Genomic DNA, 19,973 nt, shown 5'->3' with positions numbered 1-19,973 from the left:
AGGGATCGCGCGATGAACGGCCGCCGCGTCCCCTCTTCTGCCGAATTCGTCGTGCAGGTGTTCCCGGAACGCGCAGGTGTCCTGTCGTGCATGCGAGTCGGGCACGCACACAGCGCCCCGCGGAAGGGAGACCGCGGGGCGCTGCGCTGTGGGGGACCTACCCTCGGGGAGCCTCAGGCGCCGGGGTACCCGTCGGCGGGGCGTCCGTCTCCGGGGCATCCGTCGGCGGGGCGTCCGTCTCCGGCGCGTCCGTCTCCGGGGCATCCGTCTCCGGGGCTTCCGTCTCCGGGGCATCCGTCGACGGGGCATCCGTCTCCGGAGCCTTCGCCTCGGGCGCTGCTGCCGGCACGTCGACCGTCAACACGGTACGGACCTCGGAGTCGCCGTACTGCACCAGCCCGAGGTAGCGGGCCCCCGCGGTGAGCCCTGTCCAGCCGAGCTCGTACGAGGTCCGCTGTCCGCGCACCGCGGCGATCGGGTTCGGCGTCGCGGTGAGCTCACCCTCGCCGTCCGGCAGCACGTTGGCGTAGGTCATGTCCCACGTCATCGGCCCCGTCGTCGAGTAGATGTTCGCCACCACGAGGTAGGTCCCCGCCGTCGGCTCCGGGATCGTGACCTGTTCGTCGGCCGAACCTGTCGCCGACTGCCAGCGCTGGTAGTACTGCAGGTCGTCCGCGCTCACCACGCGGTACACGGTGAGGTCGAGGTCGCTGCCCTTGTCGTCCGACGAATCGAGGTCGAACCGCGAGAGGGTCGTCCCCTCCGGCACGTCCACGATCCACGCCACGTCCTTGTTCGCGTCGCCCGAGCTCTCGTCGCCCGAGTGCCCGTCGACCGGGTTGTCCGGGTCGGCGAGCAACTGGAACGGGGTGAGGCCCGAGAGCGTCAGCGCCAGGTCGCCCGTGAGCCCGGGGATGATCTCCACGGGAGCAGTGCCGTCGGCACCGCTGCCGGTGACCTCGGCCGGAGCATCGGCCGTGACCGGGAACAGCGCGATCGGCGAGCGCACCGAGTTCTTCGCGCTCGTCCAGGTCAGCGAGCCGGTGGCCCACTGCTCCACGGGCGCGCTGGCGTTGTCGAACGTGACCGTGAAGGTCTTCGTCTGACCCGCCCGGTCGAACTTCAGCTGCTGCGGCGTGACCTTGACGTTCACTCCCGGCACGGAGGCCTTCGCGGTGAATGTCCCCTTCTCGGTCGAGGTGACCGTGCGGGTCACCGTCTGCGCGCTGGTGAGCGAGCCGATCGAGATCGAGGCCTGGTTCAGATCGCTGCCGTCGATGGGGTCGATGCCGGGGAAGTCCGACAGCCCCTTCCCGTCGAGGAACGCCGCCCAGTCCTTCACCCCGTTGAGGTACAGCAGACCCGGGTTCAGGTACCGCTTCGGGTCGACCTGCCCCGCGCCCTGCTCGAACGGGTTCGTGTTCTTCGATCCGTCGGGCAGCACCGTGTCGTAGGCGGTCGTCATCATCGCCGACCGGATCTCGGCCGGCGTCGCCTTCGGGTGCTCGCCGAGGTACAGCGCACCGAGACCCGCGACGTGCGGCGAAGCCATCGACGTGCCGGACAGGATGCCGAAGGTCGGATCCTCACCGGGGGCGTTGTTCGTCGCCGCGAGGATCGCGACGCCGGGGGCGGCGACATCCGGCTTGAGCACATCGCTGCCGTCGGCCAGCATCGGTCCGCGGCTCGAGAAGCCCGCGATCTGCGGCGTCGGGGTCGTGACACCCGTGGTGTTCTCACCCACGAGGGTGATCGGCCGGTCGACGCCACCCTGCACGTAGGCGAGCACGGCGGCGCGGTGCACCGCGTTCAGGTGCACGGTGGGCACGGCGTGGAAGTCGTTGTCGAGCGAGTCGGCCCCACCGGGCACGTTCACGAGGACCATGCCGATGCCACCGGCATCCTTCACGACCTGCGACTTCTCGGCGCGGGCATTGCCCCCGCGATCGCACACCACGATGTGTCCGGCGACCTTCGCCGGGTCGAGGGTGTCCGGCAGGCAGAGCTGCGCATCCGTGGCGGCTGCCCCGGCGGCTGCGGCATCCCCGGCGTAGATCGACGGGCCGGTGACGCTCTCGCCGAACGGCACGCTCACCGACGCTCCGGCCTGCTCGAACCCGTCGAACTGCACCGTGCCCTCCCAGGTCGGGATGGTGGATGCGGCGACCGTCGTGTACCAGGGCGATGCGTGGTCGGCGGTGACCGGGTCGGGGCCGTCGTTGCCCGCGCTCGTGGCGACGAACACACCGGCGGCCGCCGCGTTGAAGAACGCGATGTCCTCCGGAGCGAGGACCGTGCTGGCCGCTCCTCCGCCGATCGAGTAGTTGATCACGTCGACACCGTCGGCGACGGCCTGGTCGATCGCGGCGACGAGGTCGCTCAGCGCGCAGATGTCGTCGTCGGTGACGGTGACGTCGGGGCCCACGTAGCACGCCTTGTACGCGGCGACCTTGGCGCCGGGCGCGACGCCGGAGATCGTGCCGAAGTCCACACCCTCGACCTCGGCCTTCACCTTGAAGTTCCCGGCCGCCGTGCTGGCGGTGTGCGAGCCGTGTCCGTCGCCGTCACGCGGAGACAGGTAGTCGTACTGGAAGTCGAAGCCCGCGGCCTCCGCCCCGGCGAAGAAGTACTGTCCGCCGATGAGCTTGGAGGAGTAGTCGCTGTGATCCCAGTCCTGGCCCTCGACCATCGCGGCCTGGAACTGACCGCCGTCCGACTTGTCGAAGTACACGTGGGTGCCGTCGGTGTAGGGCTGGTTCCCCTTGTGGCGGCTCTGCTGCTTCTTCTGCTTCTTGATCTTCTTGCCCTCGAACGACGGGTGCTCCGGCGCGATGCCGGTGTCGATCACTCCCACGACGACACCTTCACCGGCTTTCTCCACGCCGCCGGTCTGCTGCCAGACACCGCCCTTGCCCTTGCGGTCGTCGCCGAGTCCGAGGAAGTCGGTCGAGGTCTGCGCATCGGGGTGACGGATCTCGTCGGGGTACACGCCGAAGACATCCTTGGACGCCCGGAGCGCATCGACCTGCTCGCCGCTGAGGTCGGCGCTGAACCCGTTCAGCACGACCTGGTACGTCGTGTCTGGCGTGACGCCCAGATCGCCGACGAGGTCGGTCTGCTCGGCCTGGAGGTGCTCGACATAGCGCTGCGCGTCCTGCGACTGCGTCTCGAGCTGCTCGCCCTCGGCGGGCTTCGTCGCCTTCAGACCCTTGACGTCGCCCTCATAGCTGGCGAGCGGGTCGGCCATCATGACCACGATGTAGTGACCGGGGGTGCCGGCGACCGGGACGGGGTGCGTCACCTCCTCGGTCGCCGCGTAACCGGTGGTTGCCGTCGATGCGATGAACAGCGTCGCCAGGGTGGTGGCTGCTGCCATCCGGAGGGGTGTTCGACCCATGTGGTGCTCCCGATGATCGGGGTACGGCCTCGATGCCGCACCGCGGCTCAACATAGTCCTGCACTCGGCGATCGATACGAGATGTGGCCGATCGGTCAACCCGCCCTCGCCGATCGGCCAGGGTTTTCCACGGCCGCCCTCCCGATAGGTCGACAGTAAGCTGGAGAGGTGGCCCGCACCCCCGTCCTGTCGACTCGAGTACTGCTCGTCTGCGCGGCGATCGGAGTGGCCACCGGCATCCTCGCGGGCATCGCCGGATGGGTGACACCCGTCCTGCTGGCGAGCCCGCTGCTGTTCCTCTACGGTCTCGTGCTCGGCTCGCACGTGCTGCCGGGGATCATCGCGCAGGAGGTGCTGCGGCTCCCGCTCGTGGCCCTGATCACGCACGTCTTCGCCGCGCTGATCGCGAGCGCCTTCAACCCGGCATGGGCCCTGCGCTTCATCGGCACCGCCCTGCTGTTCGGTCTGATCCAAGAAGGGGTCGCCGCCCTCACCCGCTATCGCGCCTGGGGACCATGGCGTTTCTTCCTCTCGGCGGGGATCATCGGCGTGATCGTCGCGGTGGTCGTGTTCTTCGCCGCGCACCTCGCGGTGATGCCGCTGTGGGCGCAGATCCTCTATCTCGCGATCTCCGTCCTCGGGCCGGTGGCGTGGACGGCCGTGGGACTCGCGATCGGCTCCGCGCTGCGCACGGCCGGAGTCGCGCGGCGCTGACGCCTCTCCGAGCTGCGAGGGCCGTCGGACTCGATGGCAAATCAGGTAAGGCTCAGCTAAGTTAGAAGGGTTCGATCCGCCGACCCGGGACTCCGCCGTGCGCCCATCCGCGCCCCTGCTCCGCGTGCGTGAGCTCTCACTCACCCACGCCGATGCGCCGCACCCCTCACCGGGCGACGTCACTTTCGACATCCACGCGGGCGAGGTCGTGCTGCTGCTCGGGCCCTCCGGATCCGGAAAGTCGACGCTGACCCTGGCGCTCAACGGGCTGATCCCGCACGCCCTGTCGGCGAGCATGGTCGGTACCGTGCATGCCGGGGGCGTCGACACGGCGACCGCGACGACGGCCGCGCTGAGCACCAGGGTCGCGATGGTCTTCCAGGATCCGGATGCCCAGATCGTCACGGGCAGCGTGTACGACGAGGTGGCCTTCGGGCCGGAGAACCTGCTGCTTCCTCTCGACGTCGTGCGCGGGCGCGTCGAGGAGGCGCTGCGTCGGGTCGGACTCTGGGATCGCCGCGGAGAGAACCCTGATCACCTGTCCGGCGGCGGGCGGCAACGACTCGCGATCGCGTGCGCTCTCGCGATGGGGTCCCCGCTGATCGTGCTCGATGAGCCGACCGCCAACCTCGACCCGCAGGGCATCGACGACGTGTATGCGGCGTTGGCCGATGTGGTCGCCGCCGGCGATCGCGCGATCCTCCTCGTCGAGCACAACCTCGACGCCGCGATGGATTTCGTGACCCGAACGATCGTGCTCGACCACGAGGGCCGGGTCGCGTTCGACGGCCCCGCCGCCGACGTCATCCGCCGACATGCCGCTGAGCTGGTGGCCATGGGCGTGTGGCTCCCCGGCGCCACACTGGCGGCGCTCCGCCTCGGCGAGAGGGGCCTCGCCCTCGATCCGCTGCCGGTGACGCCGACCGAGCTGGCCGTCGCGCTCGCTTCGCGCGACGCCGGTGGGCACGGTGCACGACCGCTGACGGAGGGCGACGCGGGGTCGACGACCGTCCCACCGACACCCGGCGCAGACCGCGGCGTCGAGACAGACCGCGGCATCGAGGCAGACCGCGGAGACGGCGCAGACCGCGCAGACGAGGCAGACCGCGGAGACGCCCCGATCATCCGGACCCGCGGCCTGACCGTGCGGCGGCGGCGCACCGAGATCCTGCAGGGGATCGACCTCGAGTTCGCCCCCGGGAGCCTCACCGCCATCGTCGGCGCGAACGGGGCCGGCAAGACCACCCTGATCCAGGCGCTCGCCGGGGTGGTCCCGCCTCCCCGCGGGCAGGTGTCGGTGGACGGGATCGACCCAGGCACGGCCTCGCCCCGCGAGCTCGCCGAGCGCATCGGGTTCGTGTTCCAGAACCCTGAGCACCAGTTCCTCGCGCACACGGTGTTCGACGAGCTGGCCCACGGGCTGCGGCTGCGGCAGGTGCCGGATGCCGAGATCGCCGCCAGGGTCGACGAGATGCTCGCCCGATTCGGCCTCGCACACAAGCGTGACGTGCATCCGTTCCTGCTGTCGGGCGGCGAGAAGCGGCGCCTGTCGGTGGGGACCGCGTTGATCACCCGACCGCGTGTGCTCGCCCTGGACGAACCCACATTCGGACAGGACCGTGCCAGAGCGTCGGAGCTGCTCGACCTGCTGCAGTCCTTGCGCGCCGAGGGGACGACGATCGTGATCGTGACGCACGACCTCCAGCTCGTCGCCGAGCACACCACGCATGTCGTGGTGCTCGCCGACGGACGCCTGCGGGCGACCGGGCGCACCGCCGACGTGTTCCAGGATGAGAAGGTGTTCACCGACGCGGGGCTCCGCATGCCCGCCCTGCAGCGGGTGCTCGCTTCGGCCGGTCTCGGGGTGACCTCGTGAGCGCGGATGCCGCAGGCGGCGGACACACCACTCACGGCGCACCTCGCGCCTTCGACCCGTATGCGCGGATGACGGCCACATCGCCTCGGCAGTTCCTCTATGCGCTCAATCCGCTCGCCAAGGTGGCCGGCTTCGCTCCGGCGATGCTGCTGCTCGTCTTCGTGCGCGACCTCGCGACCCCCGCGGCGTTCCTCGTCCTCGCGTATGCCCTGATCCTGATCGGCGCACGCCTGACCGGTCGCCTCCTCGCCCTTCTGCTGCTCGGCGTTCCGGCGGGCATGCTGCTGGTGGGCGTCGGCTTCTCGTTGTGGGTCGATACCGCACTCGTCGCGGACACTCCGACGCTCGTGCGGATCGGCGACTGGACGCTGCACAGCGGCGCCCTGCTGATCGGCTTCGCGACGGCTCTGCGTCTCGGCTCCATCGTCGCCCTCGCGCTCGTCGGCGGACTCACGACCAGTGGGCCCGACCTCGTGCGGGCGAGCGTCCAGCAGCTGCGGGTGCCGTACCGGATCGGCTACACGGCTCTCGCGGCCTTCCGCTTCGTGCCGCGCTTCGGCCACGAGCTCGCCGTGATCCGGGCCGCACACCGCGTGCGGGGATACCACGGGGGACGCGGTCCGTTCGCGCGCATCGCCCGCGGTTGGGGCTACATCGTCCCTCTCCTGGCGGGGGCGATCCGGCATGCCGAGCGGGTGGCCCTGGCCATGGACTCGCGGGCGTTCGGCGCGCATCCCACGCGCACCGAGCGGCACCTCGTGCCGTTCCGCACGCGCGACATCCTGTTCACCGTCGCGATGCTGCTGGCCTCCGCCGCCATCTTCATCGCATTCTTCCCCTGGCAGCTTCCCTGAAAGGCGCACTATGGCGTTCAGCAAGATGGTCAAGCCCGACTCCAGCGAACTCATCCACCTCACCGTGCTGCGCACGGAGCGTCTCTCTCCGCACTGGATCCGCGTGACGCTCGGCGGCGGCGAGATCGAGAAGTTCCGGCCGATGGGCTTCGATCAGTGGTTCCGGCTGTTCCTGCCGATCGGCGGCGATGCGGGACTCGACCGGGTGCCGGCGAAGGCCAACAAGATGTTCGGGTACCTGAAGTTCCTCCGCATCCCCGACGGGGAGCGCCCGGTGATGCGCAACTACAGTGTCCGCGCGTATCGCGCCGCGACGATGCAGGCCGGTGCCGAGATCGATGTGGACTTCGTGCTGCACGGATCGGCCGCCGACGGGACCGCCGGCCCCGCGTCGCGCTGGGCGGAGACGTGTCAGCCGGGAGAGCACGTGCTGATCATCGACGAGGGCCTCACCTTCAACCCGCAGCGCGGCACCGATCGGGTCGTCCTGGTCGGCGATGAGACCGCGTTGCCGGCGATCGCATCGATCTGCGCTTCGCTGCCGGACGAGGCCGCCGGCACGGCGATCATCGAGGTGCCGAGCGAGGCGGATGCGCTGGACTTCGCACGCCCCTCGGGGGTCGAGCTCGTGTGGATCGTACGGCCTCATGACGCTGCTCCCGGAGCGCAGGCCCTCGAGACGCTGGAACGCACGGCACTGCCGGATGCGCCGTTCCACGCGTATGCGGCGGGAGAGCAGGCTCTCGCGTCGGGCGTCCGAAAGCATCTGGTCGGCGTGCGTGGTGTGGACAAGAACGCGGTCAGCTTCTGCGGGTACTGGAAGATCGGCGCGGCCTCCCCCGCGTCGAAGACCGCTCGCGAGGCTGCCGCGGAGCCGCTCGCATGAGCGGGGCGGACGCAGCGGGCGAAGCCGCTCGCGCGGACGGGGCGGTTCCCCGTCGCAGGCGGGGCGGACGATTCCGCTTTCCCACCGCGATCCTGCTCACCTGCGCTGCCCTCGGCGTTGCCGGCGGTCTGCTGCTCGCGCCGGCGAACTGGCTGTCGACGGTCCTGTTCCCCGGTCTTCCCTTCGTCAGCGTCGGGCTCGCCGGCCTCTGGCTGCTGCCCTCGGTCATCGCCCTCCGCCTGCTGCGTCGGCCGCTGGTCGGACTTCTCGTCGGCCTGCTGGCGGGATTGGTGATCGTGCCGTTCTCGGGCTATGGCTTCGGCAGCGTCGCGACGAATCTGTGGTGGGCGGCCTTCACCGAGCTGCCGTTCCTCTTCGTGCTGTGGCGGTACTGGGGCACCTGGCTGCACTACGCGGGGGCGGTGATCGTCGGTGTCGTCTATCCGGCTCTCGCCTGGGCTTCTTTCGATCTCGGTTCCTTTCCGCTCGGCATCCAGGTGCTGTTCTTCGCGATCACTCTGGCCAGCTGCGTCGGCGCCACCGCACTCGGCATCCTCATCGCCGACCGGCTCCGTAAGGCAGGCGTCGGCCGCCGCTGAGTCCCGCGACCGTCAGACGACGGGTCAGTCCTGTCTCCAGCGAGGTTCTCCATCGAGGCTCTGCGGCGAGGTTCGACGGCGGCGCAGTTCTGCAGCCTTGCGGTCAGACAGCCGTGCGGTCAGGCCGCCGCACGGCCAGACGGCCTTGCGGTCAGACGGCCATGCGGTCAGGCCGCGATGTGGCCATGCGGTCAGGCCGCGATGTCGAAGCGTGCGCGTCCGCCGAGCCGTGGTCGTCGCGCGGGATCGACGTAGCCCGGGGGAATGAACCACACCCGCGGCCCTTCGATGCGGATCTGCCATCCGTTGTCGTGGATGCGATGGTGACAGGTCTCGCACAGCAGCACGCCGTTCGACAGGTCGGTCGGCCCGCGGTCGCGCTTCCACCACCGGATGTGATGCGCCTTCGTCATCTCCGGCGGCAACCCGCACATCGCGCACCCGCCATCCCGCTCGACCAGTGCGAGGCGTTGCGCGCGGGTGAACAGTCGTCTCTCCCGGCCCCAGTCGAGGATCTCGCTCGCCCCGTCCAACACGCACGGGATGACTCCCCCACCCGCGGCCATCCGCCGCGCGGCTCCGATACTGACCGGATGGTCCAGACCGTCGAGGGCTGCCGACCCCGACCCGGACTCGAGGTCTTCGAGGCTCATCCGCACCACGACGGTCGCCCCGGCGAGCGGGACCTTCCGGTCGCAGTCGAGCACATGGGCGCAGAACACGGAGAGCGCGTCGACCTGGATCATCGGCACCGTGCGCCGATCGGCATCCGGGGCCGCACTGTCGGGCGCATCCTGCCGTGCGGCGAACACGGCGGTCACGTACCCGCGGATCGCGGTCACCACGGGAGCCGCGGTCTCGACATCGAGGACGGCGTTCAGATGCACCATCCCGTCTCGCTCGAACACCGTCAACGACCGCTTCGCGCGCCGCTCCTCCTCTTTCGGCTCGACGCCGTCGGGGTCGAGCCATGCCTCAGCCCGCACCGCGAGCCTGCGCACCTCATCGAGCGCCAGCCCCCGCGCTTTCTCGACCAGCATCCGCTCCGCCTCGGCCACCCTGACGGCCCCCGCGACCACCCGACACCGATCCAGCACGGCGATGACCACACTCGCGACCTGGGCGCTCAACACACCGGAGGTCAACGCGTCGCGCACGACCGGATACCTCGCGGGCAGCCGCTCTCCCCGCAGGTCGGTGCGTGGGGCGGTCGCCTCCCCCACCTTCACCAACCGCACCGCATCCCCGGTCGAGACCCCCGTCGTCGCGGCGATCAGTCTCGCCGGGGACCGGAAGCCCTGCTGCTTCGCCAGGCTGTCCGCCCCCAGTTCCGGACGCGACTCCCGCGAGATCCCCGCGGCCACATCGGTATGCACCGCATCCAGCCGCCGCTGCAGCACCCCGAGCGCCGCGCCGACCTCGATCAACTGCGGGCGGGACAGATCGCCCGCGCCCGCAGCATCTGCCCACGCCGCGTCGAGATGAGCCATCGCCTCGTGCAACCCGGTCAGTGTGGACATGCTCTCACTCTACCGAGATGACATGTTACATTCGAATTTCTGTACTAATGGATGCCAGAATTCCGCGAGATGATGCCGCGGGCCCGCGGCCACCCATCCTCCACAAAGCGTCGAGATTCGAATATATCCACCGCTCCCGAACGGGTAGATGAGACCTCCGCGCGCTCTCGGCGACCCCTACTTCACGCTCCCCTGCGTCAGCCCACCCACCAACCACCTCTGGAGGAAGAGCGCCAGCAGGTAGATCGGGATCAGTCCCGAGAGGCTTGCGGCGGCCATCTGCCCGAACATGACCTCGCGACCGCCCTGCATGAGGGCGATGCCCACCGGGAGCGTCTGCGAGTCGATGCTCTGCGTCAGCAGCAACGGGATCAGGAAGTCGTTGTACGCGAGGATGAAGACGATGATCGAGACGGCGACGATGCCGGGCGCTGTGAGCGGCAGGATCACCGACCAGAGCGTGCGCAGCGGTCCGCATCCGTCGATCTGAGCCGCCTCATCGACCTCGAACGGGATCGCGCGGAAGAAGCCGTCCAGCAGCCAGACGGCCACCGGAGTGAGCAGCAGTCCCTCGACGATCCCGAGCCCCATCACCGAGTCCATGAGACCCGCCGATCTGACCAGCACGAACAGCGGGATGATCGCCACGACCGGCGGCGCGACATAGGCCGAGACGATCAACCCGAGGATCTGCTTGCCGCCGGCACGGAGTCGAGCCATGGCGTAGTTTGCGGGGATCGACACCAGCAGCGCGACGAGCACGGCCACGATGGCGGCTCCGAACGAGTTGCGGAGATAGGTGAGGATCGGCCAGTTGTCGAACGCGGCCACCCAGTTCTCGAAGGCGAGACGCGAGGGGAGGATCCTCGTCGACAGGATGTCGTCGGGGCTCTTGAACGACATCCCGACCATGTACAGCACGGGCAGCAGGGCGAGCGTGATCGCGACGACGATCACGACCCATTTCACGGCGGTCACGACCGCGGACGGACGCCCAGGGCGCGAGGTGCTGGACGTGCGGACCTTGGAGCGGCGCCGACGACGCGCGGCAGGCACGACGAGGGTCTCGGTCGCCCTCTCCTCGGTGCGATGATCGGATGCGCGGAGCGTGAGCGACATGATCAGCCCTCCTTGTGCAGACGTTGCCGCACGGCGTTGAGCGGCAGGATGACGATGGTGACCAGCACGAGGAAGGCGATAGTCTGCGCGGCCGCGGCCCCCACGTCGAAGGTCTGCAGGCCGGTGCGGTAGATCTCGTAGCTGCTGACCGTGGTGTCGAAGCCCGGTCCTCCGCTGGTCATGATGAAGACGAGGTCGAACACCTTGAACGAGACGACGAGCTTCAGCAGCAGCACCGTGATCAGGCTCGGCATCACCAGCGGGAACGTGATCCGCCAGAACGTCTGCCAGACACCGGCGCCGTCGACCTGCGAGGCCTCGTACACCTCGGTCGGGAGCGTCTGCAGCGCCGCGAACACGAGCAGGACGCAGAACGGGGTCCACTGCCACGCGTCCACCACGATGACCGAGATCATCGCGGCAGGACTCGATCCGAGGAAGAGGAACGGCTCGGATCCCGGCGCGAACGACTGACCGATGTTGTTGAGCAGACCCCCGGTCGGGGCCAGCATGAGCTTCCAGATGACGCCCGCCATGACCGGCGGGGTCATCAGCGGCAGCAGGAGCAGCACCCGGATGATGCGCCCGCCCTTGACCGCCGCATCGAGCGAGAGGGCGACGGCGAGCCCGGCGACCAGCGCGATGAGTGCCGACGGGATGGCGAACAGGAGCGACCTGCCGAGGGACGGGAGGGTGATCCCGTCCCCCAGCATGGCCGCGAAGTTGTCGAACCCGACCCATTCGGAGAAGGGCCGCCCCAGCGACGACTCCGAGAAGGAGGCGGCGATGATGTACGCGAGCGGATAGATCGCGATGATGACGATCGCGATGACGGCGGGCGCGAGCAGGGCTCGGCCTGTCCACGACGCGCGTCGGGCGACGCGCCGGGTGGCGACGTGCTGCGACATGAGCGGTCCTTTCGGGTTCGACGCGGGTCAGCCGGCCAGGGACTGCCAGGAGTCCCAGGTCTGCTGCATCGCCTGTTCGGCGCTGAGGCTGCCCTGCAGCATGAGCGCGAGGTTGTCGCTCAGCGACTGGATCATCTCCGGCGCCTGCGGCGAGGTCGGCCAGGACTGCGCATTCGGCAGCACCTGGGCGGCGACGGCCGACACCTCGGGGGCGAACTCGATGTACTCCGGGCTCTCGAGCGTCGAGGTGCGGGTCGGATCGACGCCGGAACCGGTCGTGGTGATGAGCTTCTCGTTGGTCTCCTTCGAGGAGGCGAACGCCACGAACTGCTTCGCGAGGTCCTCGTCGCTCGCGTTGGGGCTGATGCCCATCGCCCATCCGGCGTTCAGCGCTCCGGAGACCTTGCCCTCAGGACCCACCGGGAGTGGGGCCACACCCCAGCCGTCGACGATCTTCGACTGCGCGGGGTCCTGGGCGAAGACGCCGAGGTCCGTCCAGAACTCGATCATGCCGACGGAGCCGGAGAGGAACTGCGGGAGCGCCTGCTCGAAGCCGATCTCCAGCGGACTCGGCAGCGCCGACGGTGCGGCGTCGAGCATCGACTGCGCAGCCGCGACCGCGTACTCCGTGTCGAGCTGCGGCATCTGCGGGTCGATCGGATCGGGCGACATCGTGGCCAGCCGGTTGAAGAAGGTCGAGCCGATGTTGAACGCGCTCTTCGAGCCGAGGAGCGCGTTGCCGTACACGCCGTCCGCCTTCTCGGCGTCGGTGATCTTCTTCGACACGTCGACGTACTCGTCCCACGTGGTCGGCACCTCGACGCCGTTCCGCTCGAAGATCGCCTTGTTGTAGAAGAGGACGTGCGTGTCGCCGTCGATCGGCAACCCGTAGGTCGCTCCCTCGTACTGGGTGTACGGGCCGAAGATCGCCTCGATGAAGTCGGACGAGTCGATGTCTTCGTCGGACTCCACCCAGTCGGTGATGTCGGCGAGCGCCCCCGCGTCGGCGAGCGCGCCGACCGAGGTGTACCAGTACTGGATCACGTCGTAGTTGTTGGTGCCGGACTGCGCATCCAGGATCGCCTTGGTCTGGATCTGGTCGTACGGCACGACCTCGACCTCGATCTCGACACCGGTCTCGGCTTCGAAGTCGGCTTCGAGGATCTCGCCGGCGCCCTCCTGGGGGGCGGCGATGAGGACCTTGAGGGTCTTGTCACCGCCGTCGCCGGAGGAGCCGCCGGCATCGCCGGCACATCCGGCGAGCACGAGACCCACCGTGGATGCCAGGGCGATGACGGGCAGGGTGCGGCGCGCGAAGCGCGCGGGGGATGAGGAGCGTCGTTGCACACTCATGGTGCTGTCCTTTCGATGTTCTTCGGGTGGGGTGGTGGTTCGGTCTATGCGGGGGCGCCCGGCGTCCATGGTCGATCGACCTTGTCGCCGTCGACCCAGGGCGTCTTGACGAAGACGGCGCGGAACGTCGCGTCGAACGGGTTGCGCACGAAGTGCTCCTCGTGCGGTTCGGCGCGCAGCACGTCGCCGGCCGAGACGACGCGACGCGTGTCGCGGTCGAGCCAGATCTCGGCGCGTCCTTCCAAGACGACGAACGACTCGGTGTGGTGCTCGTGGAGGTGGTTGGCGAACTCGTCGCCGGGGCGCAGCACCACGACGCCGAACGCGGCATCCTCACCCTGCGCCAGGTAGCCGGGACCCCAGTCGCCGAACCGGAGTTCGGCATCCGCCGCGCGCAGCACCTCGGAACTCATGCGAGCACCCGCGTCTCGGTGGCGTCGCGGAACAGTTCGTACGCGTCAGCCGGGTCGACGTCGTCGTGCACGACCGCACGCACGGCGCGCATCATGGCGGCGGGGTCGGCGCTCTGGAAGATGTTGCGCCCCATGTCGACACCGGCGGCTCCCGCGCGCACCGCGTTGGAGGCCATGGTGAGTGCCTCCTGCTCGGGGAGCTTCTTGCCGCCGGCCATGATCACCGGAACCGGGCAGCCGGCGACGACGTCTTCGAAGCCCTCGTCGCAGTAGTAGGTCTTGACCAGCTGGGCGCCGAGCTCCGCGATCATGCGGGTCGCGAGGCCGAGGTAGCGGGCATCGCGCACGAGCTCTTTGCCCACCGCGGTCACCCCGAGCACCGGGACGCCGGCGGCGTACCCCTCGTCGACGAGGGTCGTGAGGTTGCGGATGCTGCGGCTCTCGTGCTCGCCCCCGACGAAGACCTGCACGGCCACGGCGTCGGCGTTGATGCGCACGGCATCCTCCATCGCCATCGCCGTGTACTCGTCGGAGAGGTCCTTGAGGATCGAGGGCCCGCCCGATGCCCGCAGGACGAGGCCGGCCCTGGTCGCCGGCGGCACCGAGGTGCGCAGCGCGCCACGGGTGCACATGAGGGCGTCGGCGTACTCGGCGAGCGGCGCGATGTTCAGGTCGATGCGCTCGAGGCCGGATGTCGGCCCCTGGAAGTAGCCGTGGTCGAAGGCCAGCATGACGGTCCGACCGGTCTGGGGGTCGAGGATGCGCGAGAGGCGGTTCTGCATGCCCCAATCGAGGTTCGCGGCTCCCCGGATGTTCTGCGAGAAGCGGACGGCCGGGGTGTCGGCGCGGAACTTCTTCGCGGAGATGTTGCCTTCGAGATCTGCCATGTTCTCTTCCTTCTGGTGTATGTCAGCGGCCATGGCCGACGGGCGTGAGCCGGGTGGGGGAATGGTCGTGGGGGCCGCGAGCGGCGCCGGGGGCGTGAAGAGCGGGGGCAGGTCGGGTCCGGAGATCGAGAGCACGTCGCGATACACGCGGTGCCAGCGCTCGGTCACCGCCCGGTACTGCTCGTGCTCGTTCCGGTCGACGCGCTCGACCCGGTCGGGATCGCCCATCGGGGGCAGGGCGGCGCCCACGCCGCGCGCCGCCAGTCGGGCGGCGCCGTAGGAGGTCGCCTCCGGCGCCGGGGTCACGCGCGTGTCGAGGCCGGTGACGCCGGCGATCACGCGCGGCCAGAGCGCGCCGGCACTCGAACCGCCGGTGAAGGTCACTGTCCCTTCGGAGACCGCTCGTCCCTCCGTGAGCGCGGCGAGGATGTCGAGGTGCGCACTCGCCACGATGGCGGCCGACTCCTCGATCGCGCGGACGAATGCTCCCCGCGAAGAGCGTGCGGCATCGTTGATGTCGAAGCCCACGAAGGCCGGCGCGGCGTGATGCCACGCGTCGGCCTGCATGACGTTCGCCATGGTGGCGACGACGCCGTTCGCGCCGACGGGCACCTCGGCCGCCCACTCCTCCATCACGGCGAACGCCGACCTCCCGGTCGCACGGCCCAGGGCGGCGGCATCCGGGCACATCGCGTCGCGGAACCAGCGCATCGCGAGTCCCGACAGGAACCCGATGCCCTCGACCATCCAGCTGCCGCGGTCGACGTGGCACAGCGTGCGCAGCCGCCGCTCCGGGTCGATGAGCGGCTCCGAGGTCACGGCCGTCGTCTGCCAGAAGGTGCCTGCCACGATCGTCGGCACGCCTTCTCTCGCGGCGATGCCGTGCAGGGCGAGCTGCGTGTCGGCTCCTCCGGTGACGACCGGGGTTCCGACGGGCAGCCCGGTCGCGGCGGCGGCAGCGGGCGTGACCGCCCCGACGACCTCTCCGCATTCGACGACCGGGGAGGATGCTCCGGTCGACGCCCACGAGCCTCGCCAGGTCGTCCGACCAGTCGCGTGCCCTGAGGTCGAACAGCGCCGAGCTCGACCCGCTGGTCGGCTCCGTGACGAAGACACCCGTGAGCCGCGTCGTGACCCAGTCGCTGAGCATCCCGAGATGGCGGGCGCGTGCGAGGAGGCCGGGCTCATGACGCGCGATCCACCGCAACCGGGCCGGTGCCGTGATCGACACCCAGTCCCCCGCCGTGCGGTACACCTCGTCGGCGACCCCTTCGGCGACCAGTTCGTCGGCTTCCGCGCGGGCTCGTCCGTCGGTGTTCGGGCAGGCCCAGAGCTCGTGCCCTTCGGCGTCGTACAGGACGAAGCCCTCGCGCATGCTCGACGCCGCGACGGCTGCCACCCGTCGATCACCGAGCCGCGCGACCACCTCGGCGACGGCGGCCGCGATGGCACGCCATCCGCCCTCGGTGTCGAAGACCGTGCCACCGGGGTGACCGGCGACCGCATCGTGCGTCCACTCGCGTGCGGCCTGGGTCACGAGCCGCCCTTCGATGTCGAAGGCGAGTGCGCGCGCCGATCCGGTGCCGGCGTCGATCGCGAGGAAGACCTCGGTCATCGCTCCCATCGGAGGCTCCCGTCTGCCAGGAAGCTCTCGACCTCGGCGGCGAGCATGTCGGCACCGCGGACGAGGGTCTCTTCGGTCGCCCCGGCGAGGTGGGGCGTGAGGATGAGGTTCGGTTCGGCGACCAGCTCGCGCCACGGTCCGTCCGGCTCGTTCACGTCGAGTGCGACCCCCGCGAGCCTGCCGCTGCGCAGCGCGTCGAGGAGGGCCTGCTCGTCGACGAGCGATTCCCGCGCCGTGTTGATGAGGAACGCTCCCTCCGGCATGCGCGCGATCTGCTCGGCACCGATCATGTGCCGGTTCTCTGCGGTCGCGCGTGCGTGGACGCTGACGACGTCGCTGGCGGCGAGCAGCGCGTCGAGATCGGAGACGATGGTGGCGTCGGGCACGGACGCCGGGTCGACGAACGGGTCGTAGACGGTGATCATGGCTCCGAGCGCGCGCGCACGAGCGGCGACCAGTCGGGCGACGTTGCCGTAGCCGATGAGACCGAGCCGGAGACCCTTGACCTCGCGGCCGAACCACCGCGCGCCTTCGAAGGTCGACTCGGCCAGCGGGCGACCGTCCGCGACCCGCTCGTCGACGTCTCGGAGGGAGGCGGGCACGTTGCGGATCAGGGAGATCAGGAAGCCGATGGTCAGGTCGGCGACCGCGTCGGCGTTCTTGCCCGGCGTGGTCGTGACCCGCACGCCGCGCTCATGTGCGGCGTCGAGGTCGACGTTCACCGGGCCGCCGCGGGCGCATCCGACCAGTCGCAGATCGGGCAGGGCGGCGAGCACGTCGGCGGTCACCGGCGCCGCATGGAACGCGATGACGTCGTACCCCCGAGCGACCAGGGCGACCTCCGCGGGGTCGCCCTCGTACTCCCGGATCGAGGAGGTGTCCCACGTCGGCGTCGTGATCGTCATCGTGGCCGCGTCGGCCGCGATCCCGCGCTGGGCGAACGCGCGGACGAAGATCTCGGCGTTCATGTAGCTGTCGCCGATGACGAGGATGCGGTGGTCGGTCATGTGCAGGGCTCCCAGAGAGTCGGTGAGTGGAAGGCGGGTCAGCGCAGCGCGGTCGGGTAGCGGCCGGAGGCGGTCTCGGTCGAGATGCCGGCGGCGTCGAACCCGGTGTCGACGCTGACGCGCAGGCGGTCGGTGCGCACTGACGCGCGCGAGAAGTCGATGGGCTGGCCGGCCTGGTCGTAGGCGACGGCTTCGACGACGACGATCGGATGCCCGGGCTCGACCTCGAGCAACGCGGCGAGCACGCGGTCGGCGGCGACCGCCTCGATCGTGCGGTGCATGCGGGCGATGCGGACTCCCGCGACGTTCCGGATCGCGGCGTAGAGGCTCGCCCGCGGATCGCGGAGGTCGGGAGCACCCCGGCGAAGCGCGACGGCAGGTAGTTGATGACGTGCACGGCGGTGCGGGAGCCGACGGCGCGCACGCGCTCCAGCACGAAACCCGTGCCGTCGGGTGATTCGCGTCCGACGACCGCGGCCGCCCACGACGGGAGCGGCTCGATGCCGGCGCGGAGGATCTCGGAGCTCAGGGCGCTGCGGCCGTCTTCGCTGTATTCGCCGAGAAGGCTGGGCGCGGAGGGGAGCGTCCACGCCGAAGGCCCCTGTGCGCGTTCGACGAAGGCGCCCTTGCCCTGTTGGCGCGAGATGATCCCGGCGCTCTCGAGACGAGACAGCGCGTCGCGGATCGAGGTGCGCGACGCCGAGAAGTGCGCGCGCAGCTCGCTCTCGCTCGGCAACCGGTCGCCGGGAGCCCAGGTGCCCTGGGCGATCTCGGCCTCGATGGCGCGCATGATCTGGAACCAGATCGGTGCTGTCGACGTGCGGTCGAGCAGCGGCATGGTGAGAGTGGACATTCCGGCCTCTTCGATGAGCGGGTGTGGGGACTCCGTCGTTCCCCTGGTCGGACATCTCGTATCCGACATGTATCGATCATCGTGCAGGACATGTATCCCCTGAAGAGACAAGTCACGAAAGTCTCGACGATCGCTGCCGGGGTCGATGAATCGTCGTGTGAACAGGGGTTTCACGGTGCTATTCCCCACGAGGGCGCGAACCTCATGCTCTCGCGGACGGCGCGGAGGCCACGACGTCCGATACAAGTGGCGGCGTGACGGCACCTCAGAGCGACAGATGCAGTCGCAGCGCCTCGTCGATCGCGGCCATCAGTTCGGCCGGGACCCATCCGACCGGCCGGACGATCCGCGCGACCGAGATCGTGCGCACCTGCTCGGCCTGAGCCTTGGAGTCACGGTCGATCCCGGTTGCGGCAGCCGGGAGCAGCACCTGGAATGGCAGCACGCGCTGGACGTTCGACGTGACGGGCACGACGGTCACGGTCGCCTGCGATCGCCGTGCTGCGACCGCATTCGCCGTGTTGTTGCTCACCAGCACGGCCGGTCGTGTCTTGCGCACCTCGGAGCCGACCGCGGGGTCGAACGGTGGCACCACCGGTGCCACCGAACCGCGGCGGAGACGCGAAGAGGCCCCGATGCGACATCCGGGGCCTCTTCGATGCGGTCGCGTCAGCGCTTGCCGGCGATCTGCCGTCCGACGAGGTCGCGCATGATCTCGTTCGTGCCCCCGTAGATGCGGTGCACTCGGGCGTCGGTGAACGCGCGGGCGATCGGGTACTCCATGATGTAGCCGTAGCCGCCGTGCAGCTGCACACCCATGTCGAGCACCTCCCACTCGCGCTCGGTCGCCCAGAACTTCACCTTCGCGGCGTCCTCGGCGGTGAGCGTGCTGTTCTTGTAGGCGAGCAGCGCGCGGTCGATGTACGCCCACATCGCATCGGTGGTCGCCGACATGTCGGCGAGGCGGAAGCGGGTGTTCTGGAAGTCGGCGATGCGCTCGCCGAACGCCTCGCGGTCCTTCGTGTAGGCGACGGTCCAGTCGAGAGCGGCCTGCGCGGCGGCCGCAGCGGCGACGCCGATGGAGAGACGCTCGAGCGGCAGGTTCAGCATCAGCTGGATGAAGCCCTGACCCTCTTTGCCGCTGATCAGGTTCTCGTCGGGGATGAACACGTCGGTGAAGCTGAGCTCGGCCGTGTCCCAGCCGTGGAAGCCCATCTTGCTGAGCTTCTTGCCCTGGTCGAAGCCCTCCATGCCCTTCTCGACGAGCAGCAGGCTGAATGCGTCAGGACGGTTGCCCTCGCCGGTCTTGACGAAGGTCACAACGACGTCGGCCGTCGTGCCGGAGGAGATGAACGTCTTCGCGCCGTTGAGGATGTAACCGCCGTCGACCTTCTTGGCGTTGGTCTTGATGCCGCGCAGATCCGAGCCCGCACCGGGGTCGGTCATCGCGAGCGCGCCGAGCACCTCGCCCGTGGCCATGCGGGGCAGCCACTTCTCCTTCTGCTCCTGCGTTCCCATGTGCACGAGGTAGGGCACGGCCAGGTCGTCCTGGATGCCGAAGGCACCCGCGAGCGAACCGGCGCCGGAGGCGATGACCTCCTCCATGACGATCGTGCGGAAGCGGTAGTCCTGCAGCATCCCGGCCCCGCCGAACTCCTCGGGGACCGACAGTCCGATCAGACCTGCCTCGCCGGCTGCCAGCATGGTCGCCCGGTCGATCTCACCGGCGGCGTCCCACTTCTCGATCGCCTCGTTCGTCACGTGGCGCTTGACGAAATCCTTGACGAGGTCGCGGAAAGCCTCGTGATCCTCTTCGTAGATGTCGCGTTCCATGCCGTCCTCCTGAACGTCTCATGCATCGTTGCTCCGGTGATTCTACGTGTCAGGAAGCGGCCGGGACAGGACGTTGTGAGAATGCATCCCATAAACGGTGACACTCGGTACCGCGGTTGTCGGATGCCGC

The 19,973-nt window shown here is 69.5% G+C and carries 16 protein-coding genes; 5 read left to right on the top strand and 11 right to left on the bottom strand.

The genetic code is table 11. From position 1 onward, the window contains the following. Window positions 1-157: 157 nt before the first annotated feature. The gene (locus G4G29_RS02955) at window positions 158-3,397 is read right to left on the bottom strand and encodes a S8 family peptidase (RefSeq protein WP_210274231.1); all 3,240 of its coding nucleotides are present in this window, start codon (window positions 3,395-3,397) and stop codon (window positions 158-160) included. 168 nt (window positions 3,398-3,565) lie between these two features. Here G4G29_RS02955 and G4G29_RS02950 point away from each other — a divergent pair, with 168 nt between their 5' ends. The 5 genes from G4G29_RS02950 to G4G29_RS02930 all read left to right on the top strand — a co-directional run bounded on the left by G4G29_RS02950 (window position 3,566) and on the right by G4G29_RS02930 (window position 8,326). Further along, window positions 3,566-4,111: an ECF transporter S component gene (locus G4G29_RS02950; protein WP_183151803.1), complete on the top strand. Its 546-nt coding sequence runs from the start codon at window positions 3,566-3,568 to the stop codon at window positions 4,109-4,111. 97 nt (window positions 4,112-4,208) lie between these two features. After that, window positions 4,209-5,987 (top strand): ABC transporter ATP-binding protein, encoded by a 1,779-nt coding sequence (locus G4G29_RS02945; RefSeq protein WP_183151802.1) that lies wholly within the window; start codon window positions 4,209-4,211, stop codon window positions 5,985-5,987. Window positions 5,988-6,055: 68 nt separating this feature from the next. Beyond that, a complete protein-coding gene (locus tag G4G29_RS02940) occupies window positions 6,056-6,841 on the top strand; it encodes an energy-coupling factor transporter transmembrane component T (protein WP_183152742.1) in 786 nt (261 codons plus the stop codon). Window positions 6,842-6,851: 10 nt separating this feature from the next. Beyond that, window positions 6,852-7,727, top strand: a complete 876-nt coding sequence (locus G4G29_RS02935) for a siderophore-interacting protein (RefSeq protein ID WP_183151801.1) — start codon at window positions 6,852-6,854, stop codon at window positions 7,725-7,727. Then, window positions 7,724-8,326 carry an ECF transporter S component gene (locus G4G29_RS02930; protein WP_183151800.1) on the top strand — a complete coding sequence of 201 codons (603 nt, stop codon included), beginning with the start codon at window positions 7,724-7,726 and terminating at the stop codon, window positions 8,324-8,326. The genes G4G29_RS02935 and G4G29_RS02930 overlap by 4 nt, the downstream gene beginning before the upstream one ends. Window positions 8,327-8,517: 191 nt before the next feature. Here G4G29_RS02930 and G4G29_RS02925 read toward each other — a convergent pair whose 3' ends face one another. From G4G29_RS02925 to G4G29_RS02870, 10 genes are all read right to left on the bottom strand, one after another. Next, the gene (locus G4G29_RS02925; RefSeq protein WP_244632351.1) at window positions 8,518-9,846 is read right to left on the bottom strand and encodes an HNH endonuclease signature motif containing protein; all 1,329 of its coding nucleotides are present in this window, start codon (window positions 9,844-9,846) and stop codon (window positions 8,518-8,520) included. Window positions 9,847-10,023: 177 nt separating this feature from the next. Beyond that, complete coding sequence (locus G4G29_RS02920) at window positions 10,024-10,965, bottom strand: carbohydrate ABC transporter permease (protein WP_183151799.1); 942 nt, start codon at window positions 10,963-10,965, stop codon at window positions 10,024-10,026. A 2-nt stretch (window positions 10,966-10,967) separates the two neighbouring features. Next, complete coding sequence (locus G4G29_RS02915) at window positions 10,968-11,873, bottom strand: sugar ABC transporter permease (protein WP_183151798.1); 906 nt, start codon at window positions 11,871-11,873, stop codon at window positions 10,968-10,970. Between the two features lie 27 nt (window positions 11,874-11,900). Continuing rightward, window positions 11,901-13,226, bottom strand: coding sequence for a sugar ABC transporter substrate-binding protein (locus G4G29_RS02910; protein ID WP_183151797.1), 1,326 nt, complete (start codon window positions 13,224-13,226; stop codon window positions 11,901-11,903). 44 nt (window positions 13,227-13,270) lie between these two features. Then, window positions 13,271-13,639 (bottom strand): cupin domain-containing protein, encoded by a 369-nt coding sequence (locus G4G29_RS02905; protein ID WP_183151796.1) that lies wholly within the window; start codon window positions 13,637-13,639, stop codon window positions 13,271-13,273. Continuing rightward, window positions 13,636-15,642 (bottom strand): 3-hydroxy-5-phosphonooxypentane-2,4-dione thiolase, encoded by a 2,007-nt coding sequence (gene lsrF, locus G4G29_RS02900; RefSeq protein WP_183151795.1) that lies wholly within the window; start codon window positions 15,640-15,642, stop codon window positions 13,636-13,638. Before lsrF ends, G4G29_RS02905 begins: the two co-directional genes overlap by 4 nt. 495 nt (window positions 15,643-16,137) lie before the next feature. Continuing rightward, window positions 16,138-17,157, bottom strand: coding sequence for an NAD(P)-dependent oxidoreductase (locus tag G4G29_RS02890; protein ID WP_183151794.1), 1,020 nt, complete (start codon window positions 17,155-17,157; stop codon window positions 16,138-16,140). A gap of 38 nt (window positions 17,158-17,195) precedes the next feature. Continuing rightward, the gene (locus tag G4G29_RS21145; RefSeq protein ID WP_244632350.1) at window positions 17,196-18,065 is read right to left on the bottom strand and encodes a UTRA domain-containing protein; all 870 of its coding nucleotides are present in this window, start codon (window positions 18,063-18,065) and stop codon (window positions 17,196-17,198) included. 210 nt (window positions 18,066-18,275) lie between these two features. Next, window positions 18,276-18,605, bottom strand: coding sequence for a type II toxin-antitoxin system PemK/MazF family toxin (locus G4G29_RS02875; RefSeq protein ID WP_244632349.1), 330 nt, complete (start codon window positions 18,603-18,605; stop codon window positions 18,276-18,278). 74 nt (window positions 18,606-18,679) lie between these two features. Continuing rightward, entirely contained in the window at window positions 18,680-19,843 is a 1,164-nt protein-coding gene (locus tag G4G29_RS02870; RefSeq protein WP_183151791.1) for an acyl-CoA dehydrogenase family protein, read from the bottom strand. Window positions 19,844-19,973: the final 130 nt, after the last annotated feature.

This window comes from Microbacterium sp. Se63.02b (assembly GCF_014171575.1).
GTDB lineage: Bacteria > Actinomycetota > Actinomycetes > Actinomycetales > Microbacteriaceae > Microbacterium.
Note: the sequence above shows the minus strand (reverse complement) of the source record. Positions and strands in the feature narration are given on the sequence as shown.

Bases quoted from the DNA above. Each gene is read 5' to 3' on its own strand.
- G4G29_RS02935 (WP_183151801.1), top strand. From the start codon at position 6,852: ATGGCGTTCAGCAAGATGGTCAAGCCCGACTCCAGCGAACTCATCCAC.
- G4G29_RS02890 (WP_183151794.1), bottom strand. From the start codon at position 17,157: ATGACCGACCACCGCATCCTCGTCATCGGCGACAGCTACATGAACGCC.
- G4G29_RS02920 (WP_183151799.1), bottom strand. From the start codon at position 10,965: ATGTCGCTCACGCTCCGCGCATCCGATCATCGCACCGAGGAGAGGGCG.
- G4G29_RS02940 (WP_183152742.1), top strand. From the start codon at position 6,056: ATGACGGCCACATCGCCTCGGCAGTTCCTCTATGCGCTCAATCCGCTC.
- G4G29_RS21145 (WP_244632350.1), bottom strand. From the start codon at position 18,065: ATGTCCGACCAGGGGAACGACGGAGTCCCCACACCCGCTCATCGAAGA.
- G4G29_RS02925 (WP_244632351.1), bottom strand. From the start codon at position 9,846: ATGTCCACACTGACCGGGTTGCACGAGGCGATGGCTCATCTCGACGCG.
- G4G29_RS02870 (WP_183151791.1), bottom strand. From the start codon at position 19,843: ATGGAACGCGACATCTACGAAGAGGATCACGAGGCTTTCCGCGACCTC.
- G4G29_RS02910 (WP_183151797.1), bottom strand. From the start codon at position 13,226: ATGAGTGTGCAACGACGCTCCTCATCCCCCGCGCGCTTCGCGCGCCGC.
- G4G29_RS02955 (WP_210274231.1), bottom strand. From the start codon at position 3,397: ATGGGTCGAACACCCCTCCGGATGGCAGCAGCCACCACCCTGGCGACG.
- G4G29_RS02905 (WP_183151796.1), bottom strand. From the start codon at position 13,639: ATGAGTTCCGAGGTGCTGCGCGCGGCGGATGCCGAACTCCGGTTCGGC.
- G4G29_RS02915 (WP_183151798.1), bottom strand. From the start codon at position 11,873: ATGTCGCAGCACGTCGCCACCCGGCGCGTCGCCCGACGCGCGTCGTGG.
- G4G29_RS02930 (WP_183151800.1), top strand. From the start codon at position 7,724: ATGAGCGGGGCGGACGCAGCGGGCGAAGCCGCTCGCGCGGACGGGGCG.